Below are 26,258 nucleotides of genomic sequence, written 5' to 3'. Positions count from 1 at the left end.
AATGACAGAAGAAGACTTTAAAAACGGTCAGGTTTTATTGATTGATAAACCTTTAAATTGGACCTCATTTCAAGTAGTAAACAAACTTCGATGGGAAATAAGACAACGCTTTAATATTAAAAAAATTAAAGTTGGTCATGCAGGTACTTTAGATCCTTTGGCAACAGGTTTATTAATTATTTGTACGGGTAAGCAAACCAAAGAAATACACATCTATCAAGGTCAAATAAAAGAATATACTGGTACTTTTACAATTGGTGCTACAACTCCAAGTTATGATTTAGAGAGTGAAATTGATAAAACGTATCCAACAGAACATATTACTGAAGAGTTATTACACGAAACCACCAAACAGTTTATAGGTGAAATTCAACAAAAACCACCCATTTTTTCTGCGATTAAAAAAGATGGAAAGCGTTTATACGAATTAGCAAGAAAAGGAGAAACTACAGAAATTAAAGCAAGAACTGTATCTATTTCTGAGTTCGAAATCACAAAAATAAATTTACCAGAAGTAGAATTTAGAGTTGTTTGTAGTAAAGGAACTTATATCCGTTCATTGGCTTATGATTTTGGTTTAGCTTTAAATTCAGGAGCTCATTTATCGGCTTTAAGAAGAACTAAAATTGGTGATTTTTCTGTTGATAATGGAGTTTCAGTAGAGAGTTTTATTGAGAATCTAAAAACAGATTCATAAAATAAAAAATAGCCTTTTTCAAAAAATGAAAAGGGCTATTTAATAAGTGTTTAAATCTTTCTTAAGAAAATATCTCCACTAATTGTGTTTAGTTTTAAAGAAGCAGTTCCATTATTTATAGTTGCAACTATTTTAGAACCAATTCCATTCTTTTTCCTTTTTTCAAAATTGATGTCTAAATCTGAATATACAGAACCACTTAAAGTTTTAGCTTCAAAAGTAGCATCAGAAACATAGATGTCTATATCTCCACTAATTGTTTTTAAACGCATGTCTTTAGAGTGTTTTTTCACAGTAATATTCCCACTAATTAAATCTAAATTTAAGACGCCATTATAAGAATCAGCTTCTACACTTCCAGAAATACTTTTAATCTTTAATTCCATTTTTTTAGGAACATAAATTACATAGTTTATAGTCATTTTATTATTACAATTAGAGTAATAAGTACGTCCATTATCACCAGTTATTTTATTTCTGTTTTTCTTAAAGAAATCTCCATAATCTGATTTCACTTTGTATGTAGAGCCAATTTTATCACCAATTAAAGAGAAGAAATTATTGTCTTCATTATCGTTTAAATTAACTGTGGCTTCAATAGAAATTTCATTTTTATTCCAGTTTTTCACAATAATATTTTCTGCAAATTTTAAGTGTACATAGACATCTTTAATACTAGAACTTGATGTGTTTTTAATTACTTTTTTTTGCGCTGTTAGGTTGCTAAAAGTCAATAGCAATCCTATGAAGAAGATATATCTTTTCATTTTTTGTGGTTTAAGTTATGTGATTTTATTTTTTTTACTTCTGATTTATGCTCAGGAAGAATTATTTTTTTCGGAGATAAATATTTCCCATAGAAGATTTTATATAGATTTTTACACCTCCGTTATTTAATTTAGAAACAATACTTTTTCTGCCACTTATACTAGGTAAATCTTTTTTCTTTGGATTTGGAAAATCAAAATTTGTGTACACAGTTCCTTGCGTTCTTAATTCTAAATTTGCCTTTGTGTTTGCAGGTAAAGCAACATCAATTTCAGAAACAGAAGTGCTAATTGTTATTGGAGATTTTTGACTTACAACATCAAAATCTATATCAATTTTACCAACACTTGTGTTTGCTGTAATTGGGCCTGTTACATTTTTCATCTCTATTCTACCAACATTAGATTCTGCTTCTACTTCTCCAGTAAAACCAGTAATATAAATAGAACCTAAATTACCAGAATCTACAGAAATATTGATGTTTTTTGGTAGTTTTACATATAATCCATGGCGCTGCATGTAAGATTTTAGATCTGTTATATACAATGTGGTACCTTCTTTTAAAACAGAAAAACCGAATCCATTTGTATCATCTTTTCCTCCAGGATATATAGCTGTTAACCCTTTTCTTTTATCCTCTTTGCTTTTTTCATCTCTTTCAGGAAAATGATTGTCATGGTCTTCTGAATCACCTTTTTTAGAATCTGTTAAGATTAATTCTTGAGTTGTACCAACTTCAATTTTTATTGTAGTATCAGAAGATAAAACAACTTTTTTAACTCCAGATAAAGAGTATTTAAATTCTTTTTTTTGTGCAGATATTATTGTGCTAACAAATAATAATAGGATTAATATTTTTTTCATGATTTCTTAATGTTTTATAATAAACTAGGTAAATTTAATTCTAATTGTTGTTTAACGTATTGAGGTGTTTCTTCGTTTTTTAGCATTTTTTGCATAGGTTTTAAAGCTCTTTTTTCTTGTATTTTAGCTAAAATTTGAATCAAATCTATTTGAACTGAAGAGTTTTTTTCTGTTTGCAAAGACTTAATAAGTGCATCTCTCACAATTATTTCTGAAGAAAACTTAGACAATGCTTCTGCTGCAGCAGAACGTACATTTGTGTTTTTATCAAAGAATAATCTATTAATTAAAGCCTCAATTATTTTAGTGTCTTTTTTTGAAAAACCTTCTGCATTTGCAATTGCTAAAATTCTTTTACTTGCAGAATTGTTCTCTAATAAAGCCAAAACTACTTCTTGATTTTGTTCATTGTTATTTGCTATTTTAAAAATATTAGATTGATGTTTTCCGAACAAGAAAGCACTTACTACAATTACAATACTTGCTGCAACTTTAAGATATGATTTCCAATCAGATTTTGGTTGAAATTTCACGACTTTAATGCCATTCTTTTTAATTTCTTGAGCTAACATTTCTTCAAAATTTGTGCGTAAATTAGCTGAAGTTATTTCTATTTCTTGGTTATCTAAAACCATGAAAAAAGATTTTATTTCTTCTAATTCTTGTTTACAAGTTCCACAGGATTTTAGGTGTTTTTCTATTTCAGAATTTGCAACTTCTGATAAAGAGTTTTCTAGATATTCTGAAAACTGATTTTGAATTTCGTTACATTTCATCATACTACTGTTTGAAAATATATTTCTTTTAATTTCTTTAACGCTCTGTGTACTTTTACTTTCACTGCATTTTCATTACTACCAATAATTTGTGCAATTTGCTCGTATTTAATTTTTTGAAATCGATGCATTACTATCAATTCTCTATCAGAATTAGATAATTTCAATAATGCTTTTTGTAAATGATCTAGCTCTTCTTGTTTGTTTTCAGAAACCATTGATTCATTAGCAACAAGTTTATCATCATCAATAATATTAGAACGTTCTTTTTTAATTTTTTGATAATAACTCGAAAAAATATTGCGCGCAATTGTATATATCCAAGCTGCAAAATTTCCATTTTTGTAAGATGCTTTATATTTAATTACTTTTAAGAAAACATCTTGAGTTAAATCTTCACTAACCATTTTATTATGAACCATTTTATTGAAAAAGTTATAAATACGTACATTATACCTATCAAATAGAATAGTTAACATATCTAGTTTGCCTTGGGCTATCTGTAACATTATTTCTTCGTCAGTTAAATGTTTCAATGTTGGTTGTGGTTAGTTTCTATTGTTAAAACCTTCAATTTACAAAAAGGTTACATTTATTATAAAAAAAAGATTAGACATAAAAAAACCCAAGCATTTGCTTGGGTTTGTATTTTAAAAAGAAAAGTAGATTATTATTTCTTAGCTAATAAATCTCTAATTTCTCCTAATAAATCTTCTTGACTTGGTCCTGCAGGAGCTGCTGGAGCTTCTTCTTCTTTCTTTTTAGTTTTGTTGTATGCTTTTACAATCATAAACATTACAAAACCAACAATGATTAAATTGATAATTGTATCAATCCAAGCACCATAAGTAATTGCATTTTCTGGTGTTGCTACTTTACCTGCTGCGTCTAAAACTGCTTCAGATAAAACATATTTTTGATCAGCTAAACTTACACCTCCTGTAAATAAACCTACAACTGGCATAACAATATTGCTTACAAAACCTTTTACAACTGCTCCAATTGCACCAGCCATAATTACTGCGACAGCAAACTCAATTACATTACCACCAGTAATAAATTCTTTAAATTCTTTTAACATCTTTATTGATTTTTAATTAGTTATTAGAATGCTAATGTAATAAAAATAATTATTACTTTAACGTTTTATTAACACGTTGAGAAATTGCAGTCAATGTTTCATAAGGAATTGTCTCTGAAACATCTGCAATATGTTGTATCATTTCTTGACTATTAAAGATAATTACTTCATCACCTTCTTTACAATCAATTTTAGAAATATTTACCATAATCATATCCATACAAACATTTCCAATAATTGGTGCTTTTTGATTATTGATAAGTACAAATCCTTTTTTATTTCCTAGTCTTCTAGACAATCCATCTGCATGACCAATAGGTATTGTAGCAGTTTTACTTTGCCTTTTAGCTATAAATGCTCTATTGTAACCAACAGTTTCACCTGGTTCTACTATGTGAATTTGAGAAATAATTGATTTTAAGTTATGTGTGTTTTTTAACTGAGCAGTTTCTTTTTCATCATTACCAAAACCATATAAACCAATACCAACTCTAACCATATCAAATTGTGCTTTTGGGAAGTTTACAACTCCAGAAGTATTTAAAATATGCAACATAGGTTCATAACCTAAATGTCTGTAAAATTGTTGAGCTATGTATGCAAAATTATTAATTTGATTTATGGTGAAATCTTGTTCTTCTAAATCTTCACTTGCTGCTAAATGAGAAAATAAAGATTGTACTTTAACATGTGTAGTTTCCTTTAAGCTTGTAATTATTTTAGGAATATCTGTATGCCAGAAGCCTAACCTATTTAAACCGGTATTAAATTTTATATGAATTGGGTAATTCATTAACGGAATTTCATCAGCTAACTTTAAGAAAGCATTAAAAATTTTAAAATTGTATAAGTTTGGTTCTAATCTATAATTAACAATTAATTGCAAATTAGGTATTTGTGGATGTAAAACTAAAATAGGAGTTTTAATATTTGCTTCACGTAATGCAATTCCTTCGTTAGTATAAGCAACAGCAAAATAATCGACCTTATCTTCTAAGAATTTTGCAATTTGTATTGCATCACTACCATAACCAAAAGCTTTAACAACTGCTAGAATCTTTGTTTCTGGTTGTAATTTTTGTTTGATATAATTTAAGTTATGCAAAAGTGCATTACTATCTATTTCTAATACAGTAACGTGATTATTCATTTTTGTGCTGAATTTATTTCAGTATCTCTTCAATGTGTTTCAGAATCTTTTAAATTAGATTCTGTATTTTTTTTTGAAGAATTTTTTTCTTGTTGATTTCTTAAAGCTTTGTAATAAGCTGCTCTACTCAAAGGTTCGTATTCTTGAGTTTCACCTAACATAACCAAATCATCATTCTGTGCTTTTCTAAAACTATAATGAGCTAAATTACCAGTATGTGTACAAACTGCATGTACTTTTGTTACGTATTCTGCAGTAGCCATTAATGCAGGCATTGGCCCAAAAGGATTTCCTTTAAAATCCATATCTAATCCTGCTACAATTACTCTAATACCTCTATTTGCTAAATCGTTACAAACTGCTACAATTTCATCATCAAAAAATTGCGCTTCATCAATACCAACAACATCAACATCATTTGCTAACAAACGAATATTTGAAGCCACAGGAACAGGTGTAGAACGAATTCTATTATCATTATGAGAAACTACTTCCTCTTCATCATAACGCGTGTCTACAGCAGGTTTAAAAATTTCTACGCGTTGTTTTGCAAATTGTGCACGTTTTAATCTTCTAATTAATTCTTCTGTTTTACCAGAAAACATAGAGCCACAAATTACTTCTATCCAACCAAATTGTTCTATATGATTTACTGTATTTTCGAGAAACATTTTGTAATTTTAGGCATTAAAATATTAAATTTGATGTTACTTTGGTTTTCAACAAATTTATGAATATTTACCAGTAAAAAAATAACTTCAACTTACAACTTATGCACAAAAGATTAGAAACTGATTTAATAAGTTTGGCACACAGCATTTTAAAAATGAAGAATAAAGCAGATGTCTTTGCTTTAAAAGAAAAATCGCAAGAGATTTATGAGAAATTATCCTTATTAGCATTTGTTGAAGAATATGTGAATACAACACCAAATGAAAAAATAACAAAAGAAGAATTTATTTCTAAAATTGAGGGAGCTCTTGAAAAAAGGGATTCTAATGAAGATAATGAAGAAATTAAAAATGAGGTAGAAAAGGTAATACATCAATTAGAAGAAGTAGATGATATTATACAGGTTGAACAAAAAGAAGAAGTTAAGCTTGAAACCGAAATTGAAGAAATTTTAGAACAACCTTTTGATGAATTGGTAGAGATAATGCATTCTGAAAAAAAACCAGAAGTAGAAATTATAAATGATGTTCTTAAGGTTGAAGAAAACAAAATTTTATCTTTAGAAGAAGAGTTAAAAGACACTATTTCTGTGGATGAAATGGCTACTTTATTTGATATTCCGGCACCAAAGTCTTTAAATGATAGATTAGCTACAAACATTCAAATAGGTTTAAATGATAGAATTGCTTTTGTAAAGAATTTGTTTGATGGAAGTCAAGAAGATTTTAACAGAGTCGTATCTCAATTAAATACGTATGCAACAGAAAAAGAAGCAAAGAAATTTATCAATAAAATGGTAAAACCAGATTATGATTGGTCTCAGCAAGAAGAGTTAGAAGCTCGTTTTGTAGAAATTGTAGAACGTAAATTTGCTTAAAATTACATATTTGAAACCAATTTTAATACATACACATTTTCATAAACGAAGAACAGGCGTAACTAGAAGTATAGAAAACGTATTGCCTTTTTTCGATAAAAACTTCGAAACTTATATTTATGGCTATAATGTAGAAGGAAAGAAAATTTCTACATCAAAATTAAAATCTTTATTATTTTCTGATAGAGAAGTTGTAGTACATTGCCATAGAAATAATGAAATAATGCGAATGTTGTTTCTTCGTTTTTTAGGTGCAAAATTCAAATTAATAGCAACACGTCATGCAGAAACTAAACCTTCTAATTTAACTCTTAAATTGCTTAAGAAAGCAGATAAAGTTGTAACGCTCATAGAAAGTATGAGCAAAAATTTAGGCATAAAAAACTCAATTGTTGGTCATGGAGTAAATGTAGATTTATTTAAACCAAAAGAAGATGTTGTCTTAGATAAGGTTCAGCAAAAAAACATCATTTTATGTGCAGGAAGAGTTCGTAAAGCAAAAGGACAAGTTGTTTTGTTAGAAGCTGCAAAAGTATTGAAAGATCATAAAAATTGGGCTTTAGCAATTGTTGGTAAAATAGATAAGCCAGCTTTTTTAGAAGAATTAAAAACAATAGCTAAAAAACATTCAATAGAAAGTCAAGTATATTTTATTGATGAAACATCCGATATTATTTCTTATTACCAAGCATCAAAAATAGCAGTAGTTCCAAGTTTTTCAGAAGGATTTTCTTTAGTAACAGCAGAAGCAATGTCTTGTGGTTGTTCTGTAATTGCAACTAAAAATGTAGGCGTTCATTCTTCATTAATAACGCATTCAAAAAATAGTTATTTGTTTGAACCTGGTAATATTTCTGAGTTAGAAGACTTGTTATCAAAATCTATAAAAAACGAAATTCCTAATTTAGGAAAACTAGCTAGAGAAGAAATTTTAAGTAATTGGAGTTCAAAAAAAGAAGCAGAAAATTTAATAAAAGTGTACCAATCAAGTTAATTACAAACCCAAAAACTAAAAAAAATGAAAAAACTAATTTTATCAATTGTATTCTGTATCGTAGCATTTTCATCTATAAATGCTCAAAAAATTGAAATGAAAAAATCTTTTGGAGAGAATATGTTTTATCAAAATGACAAAAAACTGAAGCCAAGTCAACTTACAGAATTATTAAAAAGTAATACAGAAGCTTTTGATTTAATGAAATCTGCCAAATCTAATTATACTTGGGCAACTGTTTTAGGGGGTGCTGGAGGTGCTTTAGTTGGGTTTCCAATTGGAACAGCAATTGGAGGTGGAGATGCAAAATGGGAATTAGCTGGTGCAGGTGCTGCCTTAATTTTGGTTGCAATTCCTATTCTTAATAATTATAATAAAAAAGCAAAAAAGGCTGTAGAAATATATAATAATGGGATTCCTTCTGTAAGTTCTAGCTTTAATCCAGAATTTAATTTTAATATTAAAGGAACAAACATGGGGATTTCCATGAGTTTTTAGGTATAAATAATTAGGTAAATAAATTACTAATGTAACAAACTCTTTTGCTAGTCGTCTAAATTTAAAACCCAGTATTATGAAACGATTAGCAACAATTTTATTTGCATTTTTTATTACAGCAGTTTCAGCTCAAGAAGCTAAATTCGAAAAATTTTATAAAATTAATAAAGAGAAATCAACATTCTCAATTAATTTATCAGCTTCATTAGCAGGCTCATTTTTAGATAATGAAGATGATAATGATTTAATGAATATCATAAAAAAATCGAGCGATTTTAAATTAATGATTTTTGATAATGGAGACAATAATGTATCTAAAGATTTTAAAAAATTTAGAAGAAATAATAAATTAAAAACCTTGGCAAGAGTTAAAGACAACGGCAGTAAAGCTGAATTGTTTTTTCTTGAGAAAAACAATTTAATAAGAGAAATCGTTATTAGAGCAAATAGTAATAATGATAAATTGGTGCTATTTGGCTTAAAAACTAAAATCACTCATGATGAGTTAGCCGCCATGATTTCTTCATCAGATATTAATATTACATCAGATTAAAAATAGCTAAAAAGAGAAGATTTAACCAATCTTCTCTTTTAGTTTTTCTATTACTTTTTTACTATTTCCAATAAAAATTTCTTCATCAAAAATAAAAACAGGACGTTTTAAAAACGTGTATTCATCCAAAAGAAATTGTCTGTAATCAGTTTCAGATAAATCCTGATTTTTTAAATCCATAGCTTTATACAACTTAGCACGTTTGTTAAAAAGCGCTTCATAACTACCAGAAAGTGCATACATTTCTTCTAATTGAGTAGTAGTAATATTGTTTGCTTTAATTTCTTGGCGTTCAAAACCATCTGTATTTACTTCCTTTAAAATTCTACGACAAGTATCACAAGTTTGTAAAAAATAGACTTTCTTCATTTTTATAGATTATATTTACAGCTCAAAATTACACATAAAAATGAACATACAATTTGATGTTTTACGAAAATCTAGAGAACTTGTTTTAAAAGAGTTAGAAGGTTTAACGCTAGAGCAAATTCATGCAATTCCTAAAGGATTTAAAAACAATATAGCTTGGAATGTGGCACATTTAGTAGTAACACAACAACTTTTACACTATAAATTATCTGGTTTAAACTGTTTATGTCCAGATGATTTAATAGATGCACATAAAAAAGGAACTGCACCAACTAAAACCTTTACAGAAGAAGAGTTTGAAGAAGTAAAAGAACTTTTAATAGGTTTGCCAGATACGTTGCAAGAAGATTTTGAAGCAGATATTTTCGAGACTTATACAGAATATCCAACAAGTACAGGATTTGTTTTAACTTCTTTAGAAACAGCAATTACATTCAATAATTTCCATGAAGGAATTCATTATGGAATTATTAGATCTATTAAGAAATTTATTTAATTTTCTATGGATTATTTTTTAATAGCAACTGTTTTAATAGTGCTTTCAGCAGCTTTTGGGTATATAAATACTAGGTTTTTAAAATTGCCAAATACCATTGGTTTAATGTTGATAACCATTTTATTTACACTGGCTGTTTTTGTATTAAGTTATTTTGATGATACATTGTTGCTTAAAGAAAGAGAACTTATAACAAGTATCGATTTTAAAACGGTACTTTTAGATGTAATGTTAAGTTTTTTGCTTTTTGCAGGAGCTTTACATACTAACTTTCAGCAATTAAAAATTCAACGAAAACCAGTATTAATTTTTGCAACTTTAGGAACTTTTATATCAACATTTTTAGTTGGTGTATTTGTTTTTTATGCACTAAAAATAATAAATTTTGATGTTGATTTTATTTACTGTTTGTTGTTTGGAGCATTAATATCGCCTACAGATCCTATTGCAGTTTTAGGAATTATGAAAAAAGTAGGAGCTCCAAAAAAACTAGAAACAAAAATTGTTGGAGAATCATTATTTAATGATGGAGTAGGAGTTGTAATTTTTTTAACAATATATCAAATTGCAAGTGGAGGAAGTGAAATGTCTTTTAGTAATATCGCAGAATTATTTTTGGTAGAAGTTGTTGGAGGAATCATTCTTGGGCTCATTATTGGATGGGTAACTTATAGATTATTAAAAAGTATAGACGATTACGATACTGAAGTAATTATTACGCTTGCATCAGTAATGGGAGGAACTTTATTTGCACAACATTTTCACTTATCTGCACCTTTAGCTATGGTTACAGCGGGTTTAATTGTGGGTACAGATACTGTTAGAAAAAACTCTATGAGTGAAGTTACTGAAGTTTATGTCGACAAATTTTGGGAATTAATTGATGTACTTTTAAATACCATTCTTTTTGTAATGATAGGTATGGAAATTTTAGTGTTAACCTTTGATTCAAGCTACATTTTAGCAGGATTTATTATAATCCCATTATTATTGATAGCAAGATATATTTCTTTGTTGTTACCCATAAAACTGTATGCAAAAAAGTTAGATTTTGTTCCGAAAACAAATTTAATTATGACTTGGGGAGGTTTACGTGGAGGTATTTCTATTGCTTTAGCTTTAAGCTTAACACAAACAATGGAGCGTGACTTATTTTTGGTGATAACTTATATAGTTGTTGTATTTTCAATACTTGTTCAAGGATTAACTGTTGGTAAATTGATAAAAAAATTCACTTCTTAATTTAAATATTTTAAGCACAAAAAAAGAGAGCCTATTGGCTCTCTTTTTTTATTTAAATAATTTAGGGAATTATTTAAATTCTTTGGGGGTTTCTTAATAGAATAAAGGTGAGCTAAAGTTTAGATGATAAGCAATACCAACCTGTATATTTAGCAACCATTCATTATTTCTGTTTTCAATTACTTTTGCTTGTAGGCCATCAATTTTATCAGAAAAGAAGTATTGATAAGAAAATTGAGTTACTAGATCAATCTTTGGAGACAATTTAAATCTTGTTCCTAAACCTACACTTAAGGATATTGCTTCTCCTGAGCCAATATCTAACGCATTTTTTAATGTATATTTTTGCGGTAAAACTGAAATATCTTCATTCCAATCTCCTAATTCCGAGCTTAAACCATTAGTGTACATGGAGTATTTAAAACCAAAAGTAAAAAAAGGATTAAACCACATGTCACTGTATGGGTATACAAATTCTTCTAAAGGGCGTAAAAAATATTCTAAGTTAACACCTAGTTCTAGCATTCTTAAGGTACCTTTCATGGCTCTTAACTGTTCACCTCCATAAGAATCTTTTTCAACCCATTTTCCATGATGATGTAAATTAGCATTTCTAAGGTATTGAATTTCTGTCTTAACCAATAAATGGTTGTGAAGAGCATTGTTAGGATCCCAACGCAAAGTTCTATTATAAAAACTAAGGTAGTGCGCAACAGAAAAAGATAGTCCGTTGTTACTCCATTCGCTGGTTAAGTTTCCTCTTTGGCCGTAATCTGTTTGTAAACTAGTTGAGCCAACAAAAGCACCAATATCATGGGTGAAGTGTTGAGCCTTAAATTCTAGAATAAAAACAATTACAAAAATAATTGTTACAGGGGTTTTCAAGATTTAGGGGTCTTAAAGTAAAAACACAAATATAGTGCAAATTTTTTATAATGGCAAAATTTAATCTGAACTTTTAATTATAAAGACATTTCCATCTAAGTAATAATTTGCTCTTAATTTTAATTCTTCTTCATAGTAAATGATTCTTTCGGGTTGCTGTTTTAGCAGGTAATTTCCAGTATCCCATTTGTTATTGTTGTTACTATCTATAATTGCTCTAAGAAAATATGTTTTAGGTTCTAAAAGGTTGAATTGCATTTGGTTAGAGTCCTTTGTAAACCTTCTTTCAATTAGTTTGTCTTTGTTTTTTCCTTCTAGAAGTTCAATAATTAAATTTTCATTAGTTTGGTTTTCTATGCTGAAAGTAATTCTACCATAATCTTCAATTTCTTTTGTGGTAAAATTGAAACTTAAGGTATCGTTTTTTTGCTCAAATATGTCAAAAATGGCTTCAGGGAGTATGTCTAATGAGTATTCTTGCTGAGGTTTTTTCTCAAAAACGATTGCAATTTTATTTTCTTTTTTAGAAATATAACTAGAGTATGGAATATTTAAAGTGTCTTTATCTGTAATTTTAATTCTACTTGTATCTATTGTTACAAGTGGATTATTCCCTTTAATAAAAAAAGTGTCTCTAAAATGTAATATTCTACTAATTGAAGAACTTAATAATAGAGAATCTATATTTTTTTTACGAAGTTTAACGGTAAAAGTATCTATAACTTTTTCGTTCGAAATTATAAAGTTTAATGAATCAGCTTCAAAAGGTTTAAACCAATAGTTAAGTGTGTCTTTGTCTATTTCAAATTTTGAAATACTTTTAAAATCTTCTGGAGTTTCAGAAATGATTTTAACTTGTAAATCTTTTACTTCACCTTCGTAACCAAATGCAATTTTACCTTTAGTAAGTTCTTTACCTCGTTTAAATTTATAAGGCTGTGTTTCTTTAAAAAGTTTAATTGGTTTACTGATAATACTATCTTTAGGTAGTGAAATTGTATCAGGATAAAAACCTATTTTATCTTCTCTAGAGTTAAAAAGATAGTCACTTGCAGTTTCTTTTAATGCAATCATTAAATATTTTCCTTCTTTTAAATTAGAAAGATTAAAAACAGAAGTATCTAAAGTATTAGTAACATAGCTAGGTTTTTTATTAAAAACAATGGAGTCGTTAAAAGTACTATCTATCTTATATAATAAAACATTAGTGTTTTTAGGTTTTTCATTAAGATAAGCATCTTTAATGTTACCAGTAGTCGTAAGTGAATCTATATAATTTCCGGTTGAGAAAACATATTTAAAACTCTCTAATGTGTTTCCTTCATTGTTGTCCTCAATAGCGTTTCCAAAGTTTATAATATAGGTGGTGTTTTCAGTTAAAGTATCAAGAATTTTTAATCTTAAGAACTTACTTGCAGATCCTTGAGGTGTTACTAATAAAGGTGTTTTTAAAGGTGGAGAAACTATAAGTTGCTTGTTTAGGTCTTTAAGTTTAATATATTCATTAAAGTTTAATTCTATTTCTTTTTTATCAAAATTAATAGTTTCGTAGGGAGGTTTAGAAGTTACAAACAATGGGGCATCTTCATCTTTTGGACCACCTTCTGGTCTTCCTGTTCTTGCGCAGTTAGATAAAATGAGAATTGAAATACTAAAAAAAATAAATCTAAAAAAGAGTTTCACAAAAAGTAAATTTTATACAAATTAACAATATATTTTTGACTTAAAAAGCATAAATTTTACTCTGTATATGCCATCGTTAAAATACTAATTTTCACACCCTCCGTTTTTTGAAATTCTTTTGCACATGCTTCTAAAGTTGCGCCAGTTGTAATAACATCATCTATTAATAAAACATGTTTGTTTTTAAAGGCTGATGTATCATTTAACTGAAATTTTGTGTCATTATTATTAAAACGCTCAAAACGAGCTTTAAAAGTTTGGGTTTTGGACGTTGAGGTTCTTAGTAAAACATTTTCTATAAAAGGTTTTTCTAAGTAAAAACTTAAAGTATTTCCAAATTTTGAAACTTGATTATATCCTCTTTGTTTTAGTTTCTTTGGATGTAATGGAACAGGAATGATTAAATCGATAGTAGATAATTCTTCATTTTCTTTCAAAATTTCTCCTAACCAATTACCGAAAAAAGATCCTATTTCTTCATTTCCTTTGTACTTAAGTTCGTGAATTAGCTTTTTTGTGATGCCTTCTTTTCTATAAAAAAGTAAAGAATTAGCTTTTTCTATTGAAACTCTTCCGTAAAAAGTTTTGGTTATTTTATTGTTAGAATAATTCGTGAAATTTGCTAAAGGTAAGTCGTGCCTACAAAAAGTGCAGACAGTATTTTCATTTTGAGCCAGCTGATTATCACAATTAGCACATAACTCAGGATAAAATATCCTAAAGAAATCTTTTAAAAATTTCATATTTTTCTTAGCAATTCATTATTAAAGATAAGTAAAAATATCAATATTAATAAGTTGAATGTCATGTCCAAAAACTTGAAAAGTTTTTTCTTGAAAAATTTCTGTAAACGTGTATCTTTGCGCTCATTATGGCAAAACAAGAAGATCAATTTAAAAAAGTTTTATCGCACGCTAAAGAATATGGTTATGTTTTTCAGTCTTCTGAAATTTATGACGGTTTAAGTGCGGTTTACGATTATGCTCAAAATGGAGTTGAGCTAAAGAAAAATATTAGAGATTATTGGTGGAAAGCAATGGTGCAAATGCACGAAAACATTGTAGGTATAGACGCAGCAATTTTAATGCATCCAACAACTTGGAAAGCTTCTGGACATGTAGATGCTTTTAATGATCCTTTAATTGATAATAAAGATTCTAAAAAACGATACAGAGCAGATGTTTTAATTGAAGATTATTGTGCCAAAATAGAAGGTAAAATAAACAAAGAAGTTGCCAAAGCAGCAAAACGTTTTGGTGAAGCTTTTAATAAAGAAGAATTTTTAGCGACCAACGGAAGAGTTGTTGGTTACCAAGAAAAAATTACTTCAATTTTAGCAAGAATGGGTAAGTCTTTAGAAAATGAAGATTTAGCTGATGTTAAGTTGTTAATAGAAGAGTTAGGTATTGCAGATCCTTTAACAGGTTCTAAAAATTGGACAGATGTTAAGCAATTCAATTTAATGTTTGGAACAAAGTTAGGAGCTTCTGCAGAAACGGCAATGGATTTGTATTTACGTCCAGAAACTGCACAAGGTATTTTTGTTAACTTCTTAAATGTTCAGAAAACTGGACGTATGAAGATTCCTTTCGGAATTGCACAAACTGGTAAAGCTTTTAGAAACGAAATTGTTGCAAGACAGTTTATTTTTAGAATGCGTGAGTTTGAACAAATGGAAATGCAATTTTTTGTAAAACCAGGAACTCAAAAAGTTTGGTATGAACAATGGAAAGAAACGCGTTTAAAATGGCATTTATCATTAGGAATGGGAGCAGAGAACTACCGTTTTCATGATCATGATAAATTAGCACATTATGCAGATGCAGCAGCAGATATTGAGTTTAATTTTCCTTTCGGATTTAAAGAATTAGAAGGGATTCACTCACGTACTGATTTCGATTTAAAAGCACATGAAGAATTTTCTGGAAAGAAATTACAATATTTCGATCATGAAGAAAATAAAAGTTATGTGCCTTATGTTGTAGAAACTTCTATTGGTTTAGATAGAATGTTTTTAGCCGTTTTTTCTAATTCTTTAAAAGAAGAAGCTTTGGAAAACGGTACATCAAGAACTGTTTTAAAATTACCAGCAGTTTTAGCACCTTTTAAAGCGGCAATTTTTCCGTTAGTTAAAAAGGATGGTTTGCCAGAAGTTGCTCGTGAAATTATGGACGACTTAAAATGGGATTTCAACGTTTTTTATGATGAAAAAGATGCTGTTGGTAAACGTTATAGAAGACAAGATGCTGCAGGTACACCATTTTGTATTACTGTAGATCATGATACTTTAGAAGATAATTGTGTAACAATTAGACATAGAGATACTATGGAACAAAAAAGAGTTGCCATTGCAGATTTAAAAGAAATTATAAAAGCAGAAGTTGCAGTAAAGACTTGGTTACAGAAAATGTAATCAATTTATAACGACATAAAAAAAGCTGAATCTTAATTATTAAGATTCAGCTTTTTTTTATTAAAAGAGTATGTATTATGCTTTATTTTTATCAGCACAACATGCTTTTTTACAATCCTTTTTACAGGCTGTTTTTGTATCACCATTTTTATTAGCAGAGCAACAAGCTTTTTTGCAATCAGGCTTGCATTGTTTTTTAGTCTCACACTTTTTACCTGCTGTACACTCTTTTTTTGCTCCGTCTTTAGTTTTGCATTTTTCTTTACAAGCTGCAGAGCATTTAGCACCATCTTTTTTAGAAGTAACAGAAGCTTTGTATAATTCTCCTCCTGCAATTCCGTCTACAAAAGCAACTAAGTCTTTTTTAGAAGTTTTATTTGCATCAAATTCAATATTAGCAATGCTATCAGTAAAAATAACTTTAGCATCTAAAACACCTTCTTTTTTAGATAATTTAGATTGAATTGTTTTAGCACAACCTATTTCGCAAGTCATTCCAGAAATAGCTAAAGAAACATTTTCTTTTTTTACAGGTAATACTTCCTTTTTTGCTTCAGTTTTGCATCCAGTTAATATAAATAAAGCAATTGCAACAGAAAATAATATTTTTTGAATTTTCATTATTATTAGTTATAAGATTATTATACAAATTTATTAATAAAACGATTGATATTTAAACTTTTATCGGATTTTTGCTCAAAATATTTATAATAAATGAATAATCAGCAACAAAAATGGTTTTATCTTATTGTGCTTTCAATAGTTTGGGGTAGTTCTTTTATTTTGATGAAGAAGGCTTTATTGGGTGTAAGTCCTATTCAGTTAGGTGCTTTAAGAATGATTTTTACTGCCTTATTCTTATTGTTAATTGGTTTTAAGAGCATAAAAAAAATTCAGAAAAAACATTGGATTTATATTGTTTACACTGCGCTTTTGGGAACTTTTATTCCAGTATTTCTGTTTTCGTATGCAATTTTAGGTATTGATAGTTCTATTGTTTCAATTTTAAATTCATTTACACCTTTTAATACATTTATTTTTGGAGCTTTAGTTTTTGGTTTTTCATTTAAGAAAAAGCAGTTTTTAGGAATCTTAATTGGTTTAGTAGGTACTTTAATATTGATTTTAAAAGGAGCAGATTTAAATCCAAATCAAAATTATTGGTACGCATTATTAGTTTTAATAGCTTCAGTTGGATATGCTTTTAACGTAAATATTGTAAAAAAGTATTTATCTGATTTAGATGCTTTGGCTATAACAACTGGTAATTTTTTATTGTTGATAATACCTGCAATTATTGTTTTAGGATTTACAGATTTTTTCACTTCATTTAAAGCGACAGAAACAGGTTTAGAATCTTTAGGTTATATTGCAATTCTTTCTATTGTTGGTACAGGAATTGCAAAAACAATGTTTAACAAGTTGGTACATATTTCTAATCCAATTTTTTCATCATCTGTAACATATTTAATCCCTATTGTAGCAGTTTTTTGGGGGATTATTGATGGAGAAAAACTAAGTTTAATTCAGCTTTTTGCAGGAGTTATTATACTCTTTGGAGTTTATTTGGTGAATAAAGCAAAGTAGTTTTTTAATAAAAGCTGGTATTACCTTGATTTTGATAGAATTATTTATCAAAACAATATTGGTACATTCTAAAAAAGATGTATATTTGCACCCGCATTTTCGTTTAGTTAATGCAAACTAATTAGTAATAATACGCAAAACAAATAGTATGTACGCAATCGTAGAGATGGCAGGGCAGCAGTTTAAAGTTGCAAAAGACCAAAAAGTATACGTTCATCGTTTACAAGGAGAAGTAGGATCAAAAGTTACTTTTGACAATGTACTTTTACTTGACGAAAAAGGTAACGTTACAATTGGCGCCCCAGCTATAGAAGGAGCTTCAGTAACAGCTCAAATTTTAAGTCACTTAAAAGGTGATAAAGTAATCGTTTTCAAAAAGAAAAGAAGAAAAGGTTACATTAAGAAAAACGGACACAGACAGTATTTAAGTGAGATTCTTATTGAATCTATTGCTGCTTCTGGTGCTAAAAAAGCAACTAAAAAAGCTGCTCCTAAAAAGGAAGAAGCTAAAGTAGCTGCTCCAAAAGCAAAAGCGGCTCCGAAAAAAGTTGCTCCAAAAAAAGCTGCTAAAGCAGATGATTTAAAGAAAATTGAAGGTGCAGGACCTAAAGCTGCTGAAGCTTTAGTAAATGCAGGTTTAAATACTTTTGCAAAAGTAGCAAAAGCAGATCCAGCAAAATTGAGTGAAATCTTAACTGAAGCAAGTTCTAGATTATCTCATTTAGTAACAACTACATGGCCAAAGCAAGCTGGTTTAGCTGCTGAAGGTAAGTGGGATGAATTAAAAGAATTACAAGATAGATTAGACGGAGGTATTGAAAAATAATTCCTAAAGATTTAACTTTAACCTATAAAAACTCAATAACATGGCACATAAAAAAGGTGTAGGTAGTTCGAAGAATGGTAGAGAATCAGAATCGAAACGACTAGGTGTAAAAATATTTGGAGGACAAGCTGCAATTGCAGGTAACATTATTGTTCGTCAAAGAGGAACAACTCACAATCCAGGAGAAAACGTTTACATGGGTAAAGATCATACTTTACATGCAAAAGTTGATGGTGTTGTAGAATTCCGTAAGAAAAAAGACAACAGATCTTATGTTTCTATAACTCCTTTTGAAGTTTAAGAAATCAAGATTATAATTTTTAAAACGCTCAAACAATGTTTGAGCGTTTTTTTATGCTTCTTATTTAGGTTGAATTCGTACTTTTGCAGTTATGAAATTTTTATACAATTTTGTCGTTTTTATTACTTCTCTATTGTTGCCAATAATTGCGTTGTTTGATAAAAAAATAAAATTATTTGTTAAAGGAAGAAATGAAACGTTTTCTAAAATTTCTGAATTAAAAAAATCAAAAACTATTTGGTTTCACACAGCATCTTTAGGCGAGTTTGAGCAAGCAAGACCTATCATTGAAGAAATAAAGGAAAAGTACCCTTCGTATAAAATTTTAGTTACGTTTTTTTCACCTTCAGGATATGAGATTAGAAAAGGTTACGATTTAGCAGATGTAATTTGTTACTTGCCTTTAGATTCGAAATCAAACGCAAGAAAATTCATAAAAGAAGTAAATCCACAATTTGCGATTTTTATAAAGTATGAGTTTTGGCCAAATATTTTAAACGAATTAAAACGAAATGAAATTCCAACAATTTTAGTTTCAGGAATTTTAAGAGAAAAACAACTTTTCTTTAAAAATTATGGAGGTTTTATGAGAGATTCTTTAAAAGCTTTTCATCACTTTTTTGTGCAAGATGAAAATTCTAAAGAATTATTGAATTCTATTAATTTTGAGAATGTTACAATTGCAGGAGACACGCGTTTCGATAGAGTTTCGAAGATTTTAGAACAAGATAATACACTAGATTTTATTGATCAATTTAAAAACAATCAATACACAATTGTAGCAGGAAGTACTTGGCAAGAAGATGAAACTTTATTGGTAAACTATATTAATAATAATGCTTCAGAAAAAGAAAAATTTATTATTGCTCCTCATAATATTAAACAAGACGTAATTTTAGAATTACAGAATTCTATCAACAAAAAAACGGTTTTATTTTCAGATAAAGAGGATAAAAATTTGGCAGAATACACTGTTTTTATAATTGATACTATTGGAATTCTAACCAAAATTTATGCAGCTGCAGATGTTGCTTATGTTGGTGGAGGTTTAAAAACAGGTTTGCATAATATTTTAGAACCTGCAACTTTTGGAATTCCTGTAGTGATTGGAAATAAATACGACAAATTTAAAGAAGCTGTAGATTTGGTAAAAATTGGTGGTTGTTTATCAATAAAAAATCAACAAGAATTTACAGCGAATTTCATCAAACTAAAAGAAGATGAAAATTTTAGAAAATTAACTGGAGTTATCAATAAAAGATATATTAAAGATAACTTGGGTGCAACAAAATTAATTATGAATTATTTAAATAATAAATTATAAAATGGAGTTTATAACACAACCTTGGCCTTGGTATGTAGGAGGGCCGTTAATAGCATTTGTACTATTTTTAACTTTCTATTTCGGAAAAGTTTTTGGCGTTTCTAGAAGTTTAGAAACGTTTTGTACAATTGGTGGAGCTGCAAGGTTTTCAGATTATTTTAAGGTAGATTTAAAAGAAAGAAAATGGAGTTTGTTCTTTGTAGTTGGTATTATAATTGGAGGTTTTATTTCTTCAGAATTTTTAATGAAAACTCAAGCAATAGATTTAAATCCAACAACTGTTAAAGAATTGGCAGATTTAGGTTTTGCTAATGCAGGAAATAGTTATCTGCCAGAAGAAATTTTTAGTTTAGAAAACTTACTTTCTATAAAAGGGTTTCTAATTTTAATTGGTGCAGGAATCTTAATTGGTTTTGGAACACGTTATGCTGGTGGTTGTACTTCTGGTCATGCAATTACAGGTTTAAGTAATTTGCAATTACCATCTTTAGTAGCAACAATTGGTTTTTTTATTGGTGGTTTAATAATGACTTGGTTTATAATACCCTTAATATTTTAGAAAATGAAAAACATTAAATTTTTAATTGTAGGAGTTTTATTCGGTATTATTTTGAGTAAAACAGAAGTAGTTTCTTGGTATAGAATTTACGAAATGTTTAAGTTTCAATCTTTTCATATGTTTGGAGTTATTGGAAGTGCAGTTGTATTAGGGATTGTATGTATGCAGCTTTTTAAGAAAGGTGTTATTAAAGATTATTTAGGAAATAAAATTGTAGTTAAAGACAAAGACAAAGGTTTTATAAGAACACTTGTTGGTGGAACCATTTTTGGATTAGGTTGGGCATTATCTGGTGCTTGTCCAGGGCCAATGTTTGTTTTAGCAGGTCATGGAGCTTTTGCTATTTTAATTGTGCTTTTTGGCGCAATAATTGGTGCTTTTATTTACGGATTACTAAGTAAGAAATTACCAGATTAATGGAGCGTCATTGGAAAATTTCTGACACTGAATTTGAAGAGCAATTTAGTTCAAATAAATTTAGACCTTTATGGTTTTCTCATGAAGCTCATTTACGTTTAGCATGGATTTATATAACTAAATATGGAAAAGAAATTGCATTAGAAAAGTACAGCAAGCAATTGCAGGACTTTGCAAATAAATACAATGCAGAAGGTAAATACAATGCAACTGTAACGTTTGCTTCTATTCAGATAATAAATCATTTTATTGAAAAATCTGATGCATACGATTTTCAAGATTTTATCAATGAATTCTCACAATTAAAAAGTAATTTTAAAGAAATTATAGCAACATATTATTCTGGTGATGTTTTTACGTCAATTGAAGCAAAACAACATATTTTACTACCAGATTTAAAACCTTTTAATGAGTAAACTAGTAGACAATTTTGGGCGACAAATGGAATATGTGCGATTAGCAGTTACTGATCGTTGTAATTTACGTTGCCAATATTGTATGCCTGCTCAAGGAATAAAAATTGTTGAAAGGCAAGAGCTACTTACTTATAAAGAAATGTATCGTTTAATTCGTGTGTTAACAGAGTTGGGCGTAAATAAAGTTCGTTTAACAGGTGGAGAACCTTTTGTACGTAAAGATTTTGTGGGTTTTTTAGAAATGTTGTCTTATAACGATTTGTTAGACGCTATTAACATAACCACAAATGGTGCATTAATTTCTAAACATATTGCTACAATTGAAAAACTAGAGAAAGTAAAAAACATCAACTTAAGTATAGATAGTTTAGATAGAGAAAAATTTGCGAAAATTACACGTAGAGATGTTTATCCGGAAGTTTATAAAACCTTTGAATTACTCGAGAAAAGTAGTTTAAACCTAAAACTGAATGTAGTTGTACAATCTGGTTTTAATACGGATGAAATTGTTGATTTTGTAAGATTGACAAAAGATAAAAAAGTGGATGTGCGTTTTATTGAGGAAATGCCTTTTAATGGAAAAGGGCAACGTGAAATGCAAGAAAATTGGACTTTCAAAAAGATATTAAACGAGATTAAAACGGAGTTTGATGTATCAGAAAAACAATCAGAAAAATCATCGACTTCTAGAAATTATGCTATTGATAATCATTTAGGAACCGTTGGGATAATTCCTGCATTTACAAGAACAATTTGTAATGATTGTAACCGAATTAGAATTACATCTACAGGAACATTTAAAAATTGTTTGTTTGATGATGGTGTTTTTAACCTAAGAGATTTTATTAGAAAAGGAGCTTCTAATGATGATTTAAAAGAACTTTTCTTAGGTTTAGTAAAACAAAAACCAGAAAATGGTTTTATTGCAGAAGCAAACAGAAAATATGGTGGCGCTTCTGAAAGTATGAGTACAATTGGAGGATAGAAGCCCATCTTAATCTTCCCAAAGGGAAGAAATACTCTTGTGTTAAAATAATTTTCTAAAATTCTGTTTGTCATTCCTGCGCAGGCAGGAATCTAAAATTAGAATACAAGTTTCTAAAATAGTTATTTAATGATGACAATTACACAGTTAAACATATAAACAATTAAACGTTTTTAACAAATGATTTCAGTAGAAAAAGCTTTAGAAACCGTTTTAAACTCAACCCAAAATTTTGGAGTTGAAGAAATTCCGTTTATAAAATCTGTCGGTAGAATTTTAAAAGAAGAAATTACTGCAGATAGAGATTTTCCTCCATTTAATAGAGTTTCTATGGATGGAATTGCAATCAACTATTCGTACTTTAAAAACAGACAAAGAGATTTTAAAATAGAAGGAATTCAAGCTGCAGGAAGTAAACAAATTACACTTCAAAATTCAGATAATTGTATTGAAGTGATGACAGGAGCTGTTTTACCAAATAATTGTGATACTGTAATTCGTTATGAAGATGTAATTATAAAAAAAGGAATTGCAATTATTACTGTTGATGAAATTAACGCTTGTCAGAATGTTCATAACAAAGGAAAAGATGGTAAAGTTGGTGATGTTTTAATAGAAGAAAACACAATAATTTCTGCGGCAGAAATTGGTGTTTTAGCAACTGTTGGAAAATCGTTTGTAAAAGTTGCAAAGCAACCAAAAGTTATGATTGTTTCTACAGGTGATGAATTGGTTGGCGTAGATGAAATTCCGTTAGAACATCAAATAAGAAGAAGCAATGTTTTTACATTGGTTTCATTGTTAGAAAGATTACATATTCCTTCAGAAATTGCACATATTACAGATGATAAATCCATTTTAAAATCTAAAATTGAAGCGTATTTACAAGAATATGATGTTTTGCTTTTTAGTGGAGCAGTTAGTAAAGGTAAATACGATTTTTTACCAGAAGTTTTTGAGGAATTAGGAGTAGAAAAATTGTTTCATAAAGTAACTCAAAGACCAGGAAAACCTTTTTTCTACGGAAAAACGAGTGATTGTAATATCTTCGGATTTCCAGGAAATCCAATTTCAACTTTTGTAAATTGTTTAGCGTATTTTTATCCTTGGTATTACAAATCTGTAGGATTGGAATCCAAAAAAGAAACTGCAATTTTAAATGCAGATGTAACTTTTAAACCTAATTTAACCTACTATTTACAAGTACAATTAGATTATAAATTCGGACATTTAGTTGCAACTCCAATTAAAGGAAATGGTTCTGGGGATTTAGCAAGTTTGGTAAACGCTGATGCTTTTATTCAATTACCAAAAACAGAAGAAACAGAATTTAAAAAAGGAGAGAATTTTCCTATTATAAGATATAGATAGTTCAGTTTATATAAACTAGCTAACACACTGTCAGTTCGAGTGATTTTTCTGACAGAGGAAGAAAAATTGTATCGAGAACACGTTAGAAAAACATAAAATTTCTCGATACAAAATTCTTGAAAAAAGAATTTCACTCGAAGTGACAATGCGTAATTAATTATGAATAATAGTGAAAATATTCTGTTAGTAGAAGTGAATTTGTGAGGAACGAAAAAATTTGTATCGAGAACATTTTAAAATTTCAAAAATGAAAATCTACTATCTCTATATTTTAAAATGTTCCGATAATACATACTATACAGGATTTATATCAAATTTAGAAAAAAGGTTTTTTGAGCATCAACAAGGAAAATACCAAGAAAGTTATACTCATAAAAGAAGACCTTTAGAATTAGTTTTTTATGCAGAATTTTCTGATGTAGGATTTGCAATTGATTGGGAAAAGAGAATAAAAAAATGGTCGAAAGTTAAAAAAGAAGCTTTGATTAATGATGAGTATGAAAAACTTCCTAATTTAGCAAAGAAGAAATTTAAAAAGTTAAAAATCTTCTCGATACAAAATTATTGAAAAAAGAATTTCACTCGAAGTGACATTGTGTTATCTAGTTTGAACCTAGTGGTTGTCAGTTCGAGTGATTTCGATTTTCCATAGAAATTGTATCGAGAACACTTAAAGAAAATATGAGCGATTTTTCACACATCAACAAAAAAGGAAACCCTAAAATGGTAAATGTTTCTGATAAGAAAATTACCAAAAGAACTGCCATTGCAAAAGCAACCATGTTTTTAGGAAAAGAAGTAATTGCTCATTTTACAAATGATGAGTTAATCACTAAAAAAGGACCTGTTTTTCAAACGGCAATTATTGCAGGAATTCAAGGTGTAAAAAAAACATCAGAATTAATACCAATGTGTCATCCTTTATTAATTAATGGAGTAGATGTTGATATTAATATTATTGATTCTGAAAATATAGAAGTTTTATGTAAAGTGACAATTACTGGTAAAACGGGTGTAGAAATGGAAGCTTTAACAGGTGCAAATATTACTTGTTTAACTATTTATGATATGTGTAAAAGTATCAGTCAAAAAATGGTGATAAAAGAAGTGAAACTGTTGGTTAAAACTGGAGGGAAATCGGATATTAAGAATAAATAGTTTTATTGTCATTTCGAGCGAAATGAAATGAAGTCGAAAAATCTCTTAATAGCTATGAGATTTCTCCATAAAGTCGAAATGACATAACTGAACTGAATTAAATTCAGCATAAAATGAAAAAACACAAAAAACATACAAATTTAGAAAGAAGAGATACTGATAATTTTGCTCCTAATGAAATTGCATTTCTTGGAACAAATTGTGGAGTTATTTCGGATTTAGTTCATACAATTTCTGAGAAATTATCAAACTATAAATTAGCATATTTTGATGCTTCACATGCAAAAGATGTAGCAAAAAACAAGTTGTCGGAGTTTACTTTTCATCATCAAGGAAACCTACAAATTACAACATCAGGAAATATAAACAAGTTTGAACAACGCTTGCAATTTGCACAATATGATTATGTTTTTATCAATGGAAATCATTACCAAGGTGCAAAACAAATTTTAATTTTAGATGAATCAAAAGAAGCTTCTGTTTTAAAAAGGTTAGAGCAGTTAGATAGCATTCAGTTTGTAGTAAAGTTGAATTCAGAAACTGAATTTTTTAGTTTTCTAGAAGAAAAATATCCACAGATAAAAAACATTACTTGTTATACAATTGATGCCATTGATCAAATTGCAAATCACATCAATAATCTAATTCAAGAAAAAATTGCTCCTGTAAAAGGATTGGTTTTAGTAGGAGGGAAAAGTACAAGAATGGGAACAGATAAATCTGAGCTCAATTATTTTGGAAAACCTCAAAAAGAATTTTCTAAAGAATTGTTAGAAAACAATAATTTAGAAACGTTTTATTCTGTAAGACCTTTCGACTGCGCTCAAGGTGACAATGAGGAACTGAATGTCATTTCGAGTGAAATCGAGAAATCTCAAGAAATTCCTGATGTTTTTCTAAACCTTGGCCCTTTTGGAGGGATTTGTTCTGCATTTCAGAAAGATCCAAATTCAGCTTGGTTTGTGCTGGCAACAGATGTTCCTTTTGTAAATGATGAAGTAATTCAGTTGGTATTAAAACATAGAAATCCAAGTAAAGTTGCAACTGCAATAAAAGGAAAAAGTAAAGATTTTCCAGAACCATTAATTACTGTATACGAACCAAAGGCGTATCCTATTTTATTACAATATTTAGCCCAGGGTTATTCTTGTCCTAGAAAAGTATTAATTAATTCTGAAGTAGAAATAATTGAAATTGATGATTCTTTCATTAGAAATGTTAATACTCCAGAAGAATTTGAAATTGCTAAAAAGGAGATAAATAAATTGTAAATTAGAGACTTAAAATACTAGTTTT

General features: G+C 28.7%; 32 protein-coding genes. 20 read left to right on the top strand and 12 right to left on the bottom strand.

Annotated elements, in window-relative coordinates; genetic code table 11:
* Window position 1: 1 nt before the first annotated feature.
* Window positions 2–697: a tRNA pseudouridine(55) synthase TruB gene (gene truB / locus PHEL85_RS09080; RefSeq protein ID WP_036824228.1), complete on the top strand. Its 696-nt coding sequence runs from the start codon at window positions 2–4 to the stop codon at window positions 695–697.
* A gap of 50 nt (window positions 698–747) precedes the next feature.
* Here the strand turns inward: truB and PHEL85_RS09075 are convergent, their stop codons facing one another.
* From PHEL85_RS09075 to PHEL85_RS09040, 7 genes are all read right to left on the bottom strand, one after another.
* Window positions 748–1,464: a DUF4097 family beta strand repeat-containing protein gene (locus PHEL85_RS09075; protein WP_081965105.1), complete on the bottom strand. Its 717-nt coding sequence runs from the start codon at window positions 1,462–1,464 to the stop codon at window positions 748–750.
* Between the two features lie 61 nt (window positions 1,465–1,525).
* Window positions 1,526–2,329 carry a DUF4097 family beta strand repeat-containing protein gene (locus tag PHEL85_RS09070; RefSeq protein WP_036824226.1) on the bottom strand — a complete coding sequence of 268 codons (804 nt, stop codon included), beginning with the start codon at window positions 2,327–2,329 and terminating at the stop codon, window positions 1,526–1,528.
* Window positions 2,330–2,343: 14 nt separating this feature from the next.
* On the bottom strand, window positions 2,344–3,108 hold the full coding sequence (locus PHEL85_RS17350; RefSeq protein ID WP_081965146.1) for a zf-HC2 domain-containing protein: 765 nt from the start codon (window positions 3,106–3,108) through the stop codon (window positions 2,344–2,346).
* Window positions 3,105–3,641: an RNA polymerase sigma factor gene (locus PHEL85_RS09060; protein ID WP_052108514.1), complete on the bottom strand. Its 537-nt coding sequence runs from the start codon at window positions 3,639–3,641 to the stop codon at window positions 3,105–3,107. The genes PHEL85_RS17350 and PHEL85_RS09060 overlap by 4 nt, the downstream gene beginning before the upstream one ends.
* Before the next feature lie 134 nt (window positions 3,642–3,775).
* Entirely contained in the window at window positions 3,776–4,186 is a 411-nt protein-coding gene (gene mscL, locus PHEL85_RS09050; protein ID WP_036824221.1) for a large conductance mechanosensitive channel protein MscL, read from the bottom strand.
* A gap of 52 nt (window positions 4,187–4,238) precedes the next feature.
* The gene (gene alr, locus PHEL85_RS09045; RefSeq protein WP_036824218.1) at window positions 4,239–5,336 is read right to left on the bottom strand and encodes an alanine racemase; all 1,098 of its coding nucleotides are present in this window, start codon (window positions 5,334–5,336) and stop codon (window positions 4,239–4,241) included.
* Window positions 5,337–5,365: 29 nt separating this feature from the next.
* Window positions 5,366–6,007 carry a thymidine kinase gene (locus tag PHEL85_RS09040; protein WP_036824216.1) on the bottom strand — a complete coding sequence of 214 codons (642 nt, stop codon included), beginning with the start codon at window positions 6,005–6,007 and terminating at the stop codon, window positions 5,366–5,368.
* Between the two features lie 155 nt (window positions 6,008–6,162).
* Here PHEL85_RS09040 and PHEL85_RS09035 point away from each other — a divergent pair, with 155 nt between their 5' ends.
* The 4 genes from PHEL85_RS09035 (at window position 6,163) to PHEL85_RS09020 (ending at window position 8,930) form a co-directional block, all read left to right on the top strand.
* Window positions 6,163–6,885 (top strand): hypothetical protein, encoded by a 723-nt coding sequence (locus tag PHEL85_RS09035; protein ID WP_235318254.1) that lies wholly within the window; start codon window positions 6,163–6,165, stop codon window positions 6,883–6,885.
* 10 nt (window positions 6,886–6,895) lie between these two features.
* Window positions 6,896–7,879, top strand: coding sequence for a glycosyltransferase family 4 protein (locus PHEL85_RS09030; RefSeq protein WP_036826084.1), 984 nt, complete (start codon window positions 6,896–6,898; stop codon window positions 7,877–7,879).
* 24 nt (window positions 7,880–7,903) lie between these two features.
* A complete protein-coding gene (locus tag PHEL85_RS09025) occupies window positions 7,904–8,377 on the top strand; it encodes a hypothetical protein (RefSeq protein ID WP_156109159.1) in 474 nt (157 codons plus the stop codon).
* A 76-nt stretch (window positions 8,378–8,453) separates the two neighbouring features.
* Window positions 8,454–8,930 (top strand): DUF4252 domain-containing protein, encoded by a 477-nt coding sequence (locus PHEL85_RS09020; RefSeq protein ID WP_036824209.1) that lies wholly within the window; start codon window positions 8,454–8,456, stop codon window positions 8,928–8,930.
* Between the two features lie 21 nt (window positions 8,931–8,951).
* On the opposite strand, the gene PHEL85_RS09015 is transcribed toward PHEL85_RS09020, so the two are convergent.
* Window positions 8,952–9,299, bottom strand: a complete 348-nt coding sequence (locus tag PHEL85_RS09015) for an arsenate reductase family protein (protein WP_036824206.1) — start codon at window positions 9,297–9,299, stop codon at window positions 8,952–8,954.
* A 40-nt stretch (window positions 9,300–9,339) separates the two neighbouring features.
* On the opposite strand from PHEL85_RS09015, the gene PHEL85_RS09010 reads away from it, so the two are divergent.
* The gene (locus tag PHEL85_RS09010) at window positions 9,340–9,795 is read left to right on the top strand and encodes a DinB family protein (protein ID WP_036824203.1); all 456 of its coding nucleotides are present in this window, start codon (window positions 9,340–9,342) and stop codon (window positions 9,793–9,795) included.
* Between the two features lie 6 nt (window positions 9,796–9,801).
* Window positions 9,802–11,037 (top strand): cation:proton antiporter, encoded by a 1,236-nt coding sequence (locus PHEL85_RS09005; RefSeq protein WP_036824201.1) that lies wholly within the window; start codon window positions 9,802–9,804, stop codon window positions 11,035–11,037.
* A 93-nt stretch (window positions 11,038–11,130) separates the two neighbouring features.
* On the opposite strand, the gene PHEL85_RS09000 is transcribed toward PHEL85_RS09005, so the two are convergent.
* The 3 genes from PHEL85_RS09000 to PHEL85_RS08990 are packed head-to-tail and all read right to left on the bottom strand — an operon-like array spanning window position 11,131 to window position 14,348.
* A complete protein-coding gene (locus PHEL85_RS09000; protein WP_036824199.1) occupies window positions 11,131–11,922 on the bottom strand; it encodes a THC0290_0291 family protein in 792 nt (263 codons plus the stop codon).
* 60 nt (window positions 11,923–11,982) lie between these two features.
* The gene (locus PHEL85_RS08995; RefSeq protein ID WP_036824196.1) at window positions 11,983–13,605 is read right to left on the bottom strand and encodes an Ig-like domain-containing protein; all 1,623 of its coding nucleotides are present in this window, start codon (window positions 13,603–13,605) and stop codon (window positions 11,983–11,985) included.
* A 56-nt stretch (window positions 13,606–13,661) separates the two neighbouring features.
* The gene (locus PHEL85_RS08990) at window positions 13,662–14,348 is read right to left on the bottom strand and encodes a ComF family protein (protein ID WP_036824193.1); all 687 of its coding nucleotides are present in this window, start codon (window positions 14,346–14,348) and stop codon (window positions 13,662–13,664) included.
* A 128-nt stretch (window positions 14,349–14,476) separates the two neighbouring features.
* Between PHEL85_RS08990 and PHEL85_RS08985 the strand changes: the two genes are divergently transcribed.
* Window positions 14,477–16,018 (top strand): glycine--tRNA ligase, encoded by a 1,542-nt coding sequence (locus tag PHEL85_RS08985; protein ID WP_036824192.1) that lies wholly within the window; start codon window positions 14,477–14,479, stop codon window positions 16,016–16,018.
* A gap of 75 nt (window positions 16,019–16,093) precedes the next feature.
* Here the strand turns inward: PHEL85_RS08985 and PHEL85_RS17640 are convergent, their stop codons facing one another.
* The gene (locus PHEL85_RS17640; protein WP_081965104.1) at window positions 16,094–16,639 is read right to left on the bottom strand and encodes a cation transporter; all 546 of its coding nucleotides are present in this window, start codon (window positions 16,637–16,639) and stop codon (window positions 16,094–16,096) included.
* A gap of 93 nt (window positions 16,640–16,732) precedes the next feature.
* On the opposite strand from PHEL85_RS17640, the gene PHEL85_RS08975 reads away from it, so the two are divergent.
* The 12 genes from PHEL85_RS08975 (at window position 16,733) to PHEL85_RS08920 (ending at window position 26,233) form a co-directional block, all read left to right on the top strand.
* The gene (locus PHEL85_RS08975) at window positions 16,733–17,605 is read left to right on the top strand and encodes a DMT family transporter (protein WP_036824190.1); all 873 of its coding nucleotides are present in this window, start codon (window positions 16,733–16,735) and stop codon (window positions 17,603–17,605) included.
* 148 nt (window positions 17,606–17,753) lie between these two features.
* A complete protein-coding gene (gene rplU, locus PHEL85_RS08970; protein WP_036824188.1) occupies window positions 17,754–18,431 on the top strand; it encodes a 50S ribosomal protein L21 in 678 nt (225 codons plus the stop codon).
* A gap of 40 nt (window positions 18,432–18,471) precedes the next feature.
* On the top strand, window positions 18,472–18,732 hold the full coding sequence (gene rpmA / locus PHEL85_RS08965; RefSeq protein WP_036824185.1) for a 50S ribosomal protein L27: 261 nt from the start codon (window positions 18,472–18,474) through the stop codon (window positions 18,730–18,732).
* A gap of 91 nt (window positions 18,733–18,823) precedes the next feature.
* Complete coding sequence (locus tag PHEL85_RS08960; RefSeq protein WP_036824183.1) at window positions 18,824–20,056, top strand: 3-deoxy-D-manno-octulosonic acid transferase; 1,233 nt, start codon at window positions 18,824–18,826, stop codon at window positions 20,054–20,056.
* Between the two features lies 1 nt (window position 20,057).
* A complete protein-coding gene (locus PHEL85_RS08955) occupies window positions 20,058–20,615 on the top strand; it encodes a YeeE/YedE family protein (RefSeq protein ID WP_036824180.1) in 558 nt (185 codons plus the stop codon).
* Window positions 20,616–20,618: 3 nt separating this feature from the next.
* Complete coding sequence (locus PHEL85_RS08950; protein WP_036824177.1) at window positions 20,619–21,032, top strand: DUF6691 family protein; 414 nt, start codon at window positions 20,619–20,621, stop codon at window positions 21,030–21,032.
* A complete protein-coding gene (locus PHEL85_RS08945; protein ID WP_036824174.1) occupies window positions 21,032–21,448 on the top strand; it encodes a hypothetical protein in 417 nt (138 codons plus the stop codon). The genes PHEL85_RS08950 and PHEL85_RS08945 overlap by 1 nt, the downstream gene beginning before the upstream one ends.
* Window positions 21,441–22,433 carry a GTP 3',8-cyclase MoaA gene (moaA, locus tag PHEL85_RS08940; protein ID WP_081965103.1) on the top strand — a complete coding sequence of 331 codons (993 nt, stop codon included), beginning with the start codon at window positions 21,441–21,443 and terminating at the stop codon, window positions 22,431–22,433. The genes PHEL85_RS08945 and moaA overlap by 8 nt, the downstream gene beginning before the upstream one ends.
* A 180-nt stretch (window positions 22,434–22,613) precedes the next feature.
* Complete coding sequence (locus PHEL85_RS08935) at window positions 22,614–23,804, top strand: molybdopterin molybdotransferase MoeA (protein ID WP_036824170.1); 1,191 nt, start codon at window positions 22,614–22,616, stop codon at window positions 23,802–23,804.
* Window positions 23,805–24,051: 247 nt separating this feature from the next.
* The gene (locus PHEL85_RS08930) at window positions 24,052–24,372 is read left to right on the top strand and encodes a GIY-YIG nuclease family protein (protein ID WP_036824167.1); all 321 of its coding nucleotides are present in this window, start codon (window positions 24,052–24,054) and stop codon (window positions 24,370–24,372) included.
* Window positions 24,373–24,485: 113 nt separating this feature from the next.
* The gene (moaC, locus tag PHEL85_RS08925) at window positions 24,486–24,962 is read left to right on the top strand and encodes a cyclic pyranopterin monophosphate synthase MoaC (RefSeq protein ID WP_036824164.1); all 477 of its coding nucleotides are present in this window, start codon (window positions 24,486–24,488) and stop codon (window positions 24,960–24,962) included.
* A gap of 113 nt (window positions 24,963–25,075) precedes the next feature.
* The gene (locus PHEL85_RS08920; protein ID WP_036824161.1) at window positions 25,076–26,233 is read left to right on the top strand and encodes an NTP transferase domain-containing protein; all 1,158 of its coding nucleotides are present in this window, start codon (window positions 25,076–25,078) and stop codon (window positions 26,231–26,233) included.
* Window positions 26,234–26,258: the final 25 nt, after the last annotated feature.

The organism is Polaribacter sp. Hel1_85 (assembly GCF_000766795.1).
GTDB lineage: Bacteria > Bacteroidota > Bacteroidia > Flavobacteriales > Flavobacteriaceae > Polaribacter.
The sequence above is the reverse complement of the archived record's forward strand: the minus strand, read 5'-3'. Positions and strand labels throughout refer to the sequence as shown.

Excerpts from the sequence above, each read along its gene's own strand:
- truB (WP_036824228.1), top strand. The coding sequence starts at position 2 with ATGACAGAAGAAGACTTTAAAAACGGTCAGGTTTTATTGATTGATAAA.
- PHEL85_RS09075 (WP_081965105.1), bottom strand. The coding sequence starts at position 1,464 with ATGAAAAGATATATCTTCTTCATAGGATTGCTATTGACTTTTAGCAAC.
- PHEL85_RS09070 (WP_036824226.1), bottom strand. The coding sequence starts at position 2,329 with ATGAAAAAAATATTAATCCTATTATTATTTGTTAGCACAATAATATCT.
- PHEL85_RS17350 (WP_081965146.1), bottom strand. The coding sequence starts at position 3,108 with ATGATGAAATGTAACGAAATTCAAAATCAGTTTTCAGAATATCTAGAA.
- mscL (WP_036824221.1), bottom strand. The coding sequence starts at position 4,186 with ATGTTAAAAGAATTTAAAGAATTTATTACTGGTGGTAATGTAATTGAG.
- alr (WP_036824218.1), bottom strand. The coding sequence starts at position 5,336 with ATGAATAATCACGTTACTGTATTAGAAATAGATAGTAATGCACTTTTG.
- PHEL85_RS09040 (WP_036824216.1), bottom strand. The coding sequence starts at position 6,007 with ATGTTTCTCGAAAATACAGTAAATCATATAGAACAATTTGGTTGGATA.
- PHEL85_RS09035 (WP_235318254.1), top strand. The coding sequence starts at position 6,163 with ATGAAGAATAAAGCAGATGTCTTTGCTTTAAAAGAAAAATCGCAAGAG.
- PHEL85_RS09025 (WP_156109159.1), top strand. The coding sequence starts at position 7,904 with ATGAAAAAACTAATTTTATCAATTGTATTCTGTATCGTAGCATTTTCA.
- PHEL85_RS09020 (WP_036824209.1), top strand. The coding sequence starts at position 8,454 with ATGAAACGATTAGCAACAATTTTATTTGCATTTTTTATTACAGCAGTT.
- PHEL85_RS09015 (WP_036824206.1), bottom strand. The coding sequence starts at position 9,299 with ATGAAGAAAGTCTATTTTTTACAAACTTGTGATACTTGTCGTAGAATT.
- PHEL85_RS09010 (WP_036824203.1), top strand. The coding sequence starts at position 9,340 with ATGAACATACAATTTGATGTTTTACGAAAATCTAGAGAACTTGTTTTA.
- PHEL85_RS09005 (WP_036824201.1), top strand. The coding sequence starts at position 9,802 with ATGGATTATTTTTTAATAGCAACTGTTTTAATAGTGCTTTCAGCAGCT.
- PHEL85_RS08990 (WP_036824193.1), bottom strand. The coding sequence starts at position 14,348 with ATGAAATTTTTAAAAGATTTCTTTAGGATATTTTATCCTGAGTTATGT.
- PHEL85_RS08985 (WP_036824192.1), top strand. The coding sequence starts at position 14,477 with ATGGCAAAACAAGAAGATCAATTTAAAAAAGTTTTATCGCACGCTAAA.
- PHEL85_RS17640 (WP_081965104.1), bottom strand. The coding sequence starts at position 16,639 with ATGAAAATTCAAAAAATATTATTTTCTGTTGCAATTGCTTTATTTATA.
- PHEL85_RS08975 (WP_036824190.1), top strand. The coding sequence starts at position 16,733 with ATGAATAATCAGCAACAAAAATGGTTTTATCTTATTGTGCTTTCAATA.
- rplU (WP_036824188.1), top strand. The coding sequence starts at position 17,754 with ATGTACGCAATCGTAGAGATGGCAGGGCAGCAGTTTAAAGTTGCAAAA.
- rpmA (WP_036824185.1), top strand. The coding sequence starts at position 18,472 with ATGGCACATAAAAAAGGTGTAGGTAGTTCGAAGAATGGTAGAGAATCA.
- PHEL85_RS08960 (WP_036824183.1), top strand. The coding sequence starts at position 18,824 with ATGAAATTTTTATACAATTTTGTCGTTTTTATTACTTCTCTATTGTTG.
- PHEL85_RS08955 (WP_036824180.1), top strand. The coding sequence starts at position 20,058 with ATGGAGTTTATAACACAACCTTGGCCTTGGTATGTAGGAGGGCCGTTA.
- PHEL85_RS08950 (WP_036824177.1), top strand. The coding sequence starts at position 20,619 with ATGAAAAACATTAAATTTTTAATTGTAGGAGTTTTATTCGGTATTATT.
- PHEL85_RS08945 (WP_036824174.1), top strand. The coding sequence starts at position 21,032 with ATGGAGCGTCATTGGAAAATTTCTGACACTGAATTTGAAGAGCAATTT.
- moaA (WP_081965103.1), top strand. The coding sequence starts at position 21,441 with ATGAGTAAACTAGTAGACAATTTTGGGCGACAAATGGAATATGTGCGA.
- PHEL85_RS08935 (WP_036824170.1), top strand. The coding sequence starts at position 22,614 with ATGATTTCAGTAGAAAAAGCTTTAGAAACCGTTTTAAACTCAACCCAA.
- PHEL85_RS08930 (WP_036824167.1), top strand. The coding sequence starts at position 24,052 with ATGAAAATCTACTATCTCTATATTTTAAAATGTTCCGATAATACATAC.
- moaC (WP_036824164.1), top strand. The coding sequence starts at position 24,486 with ATGAGCGATTTTTCACACATCAACAAAAAAGGAAACCCTAAAATGGTA.
- PHEL85_RS08920 (WP_036824161.1), top strand. The coding sequence starts at position 25,076 with ATGAAAAAACACAAAAAACATACAAATTTAGAAAGAAGAGATACTGAT.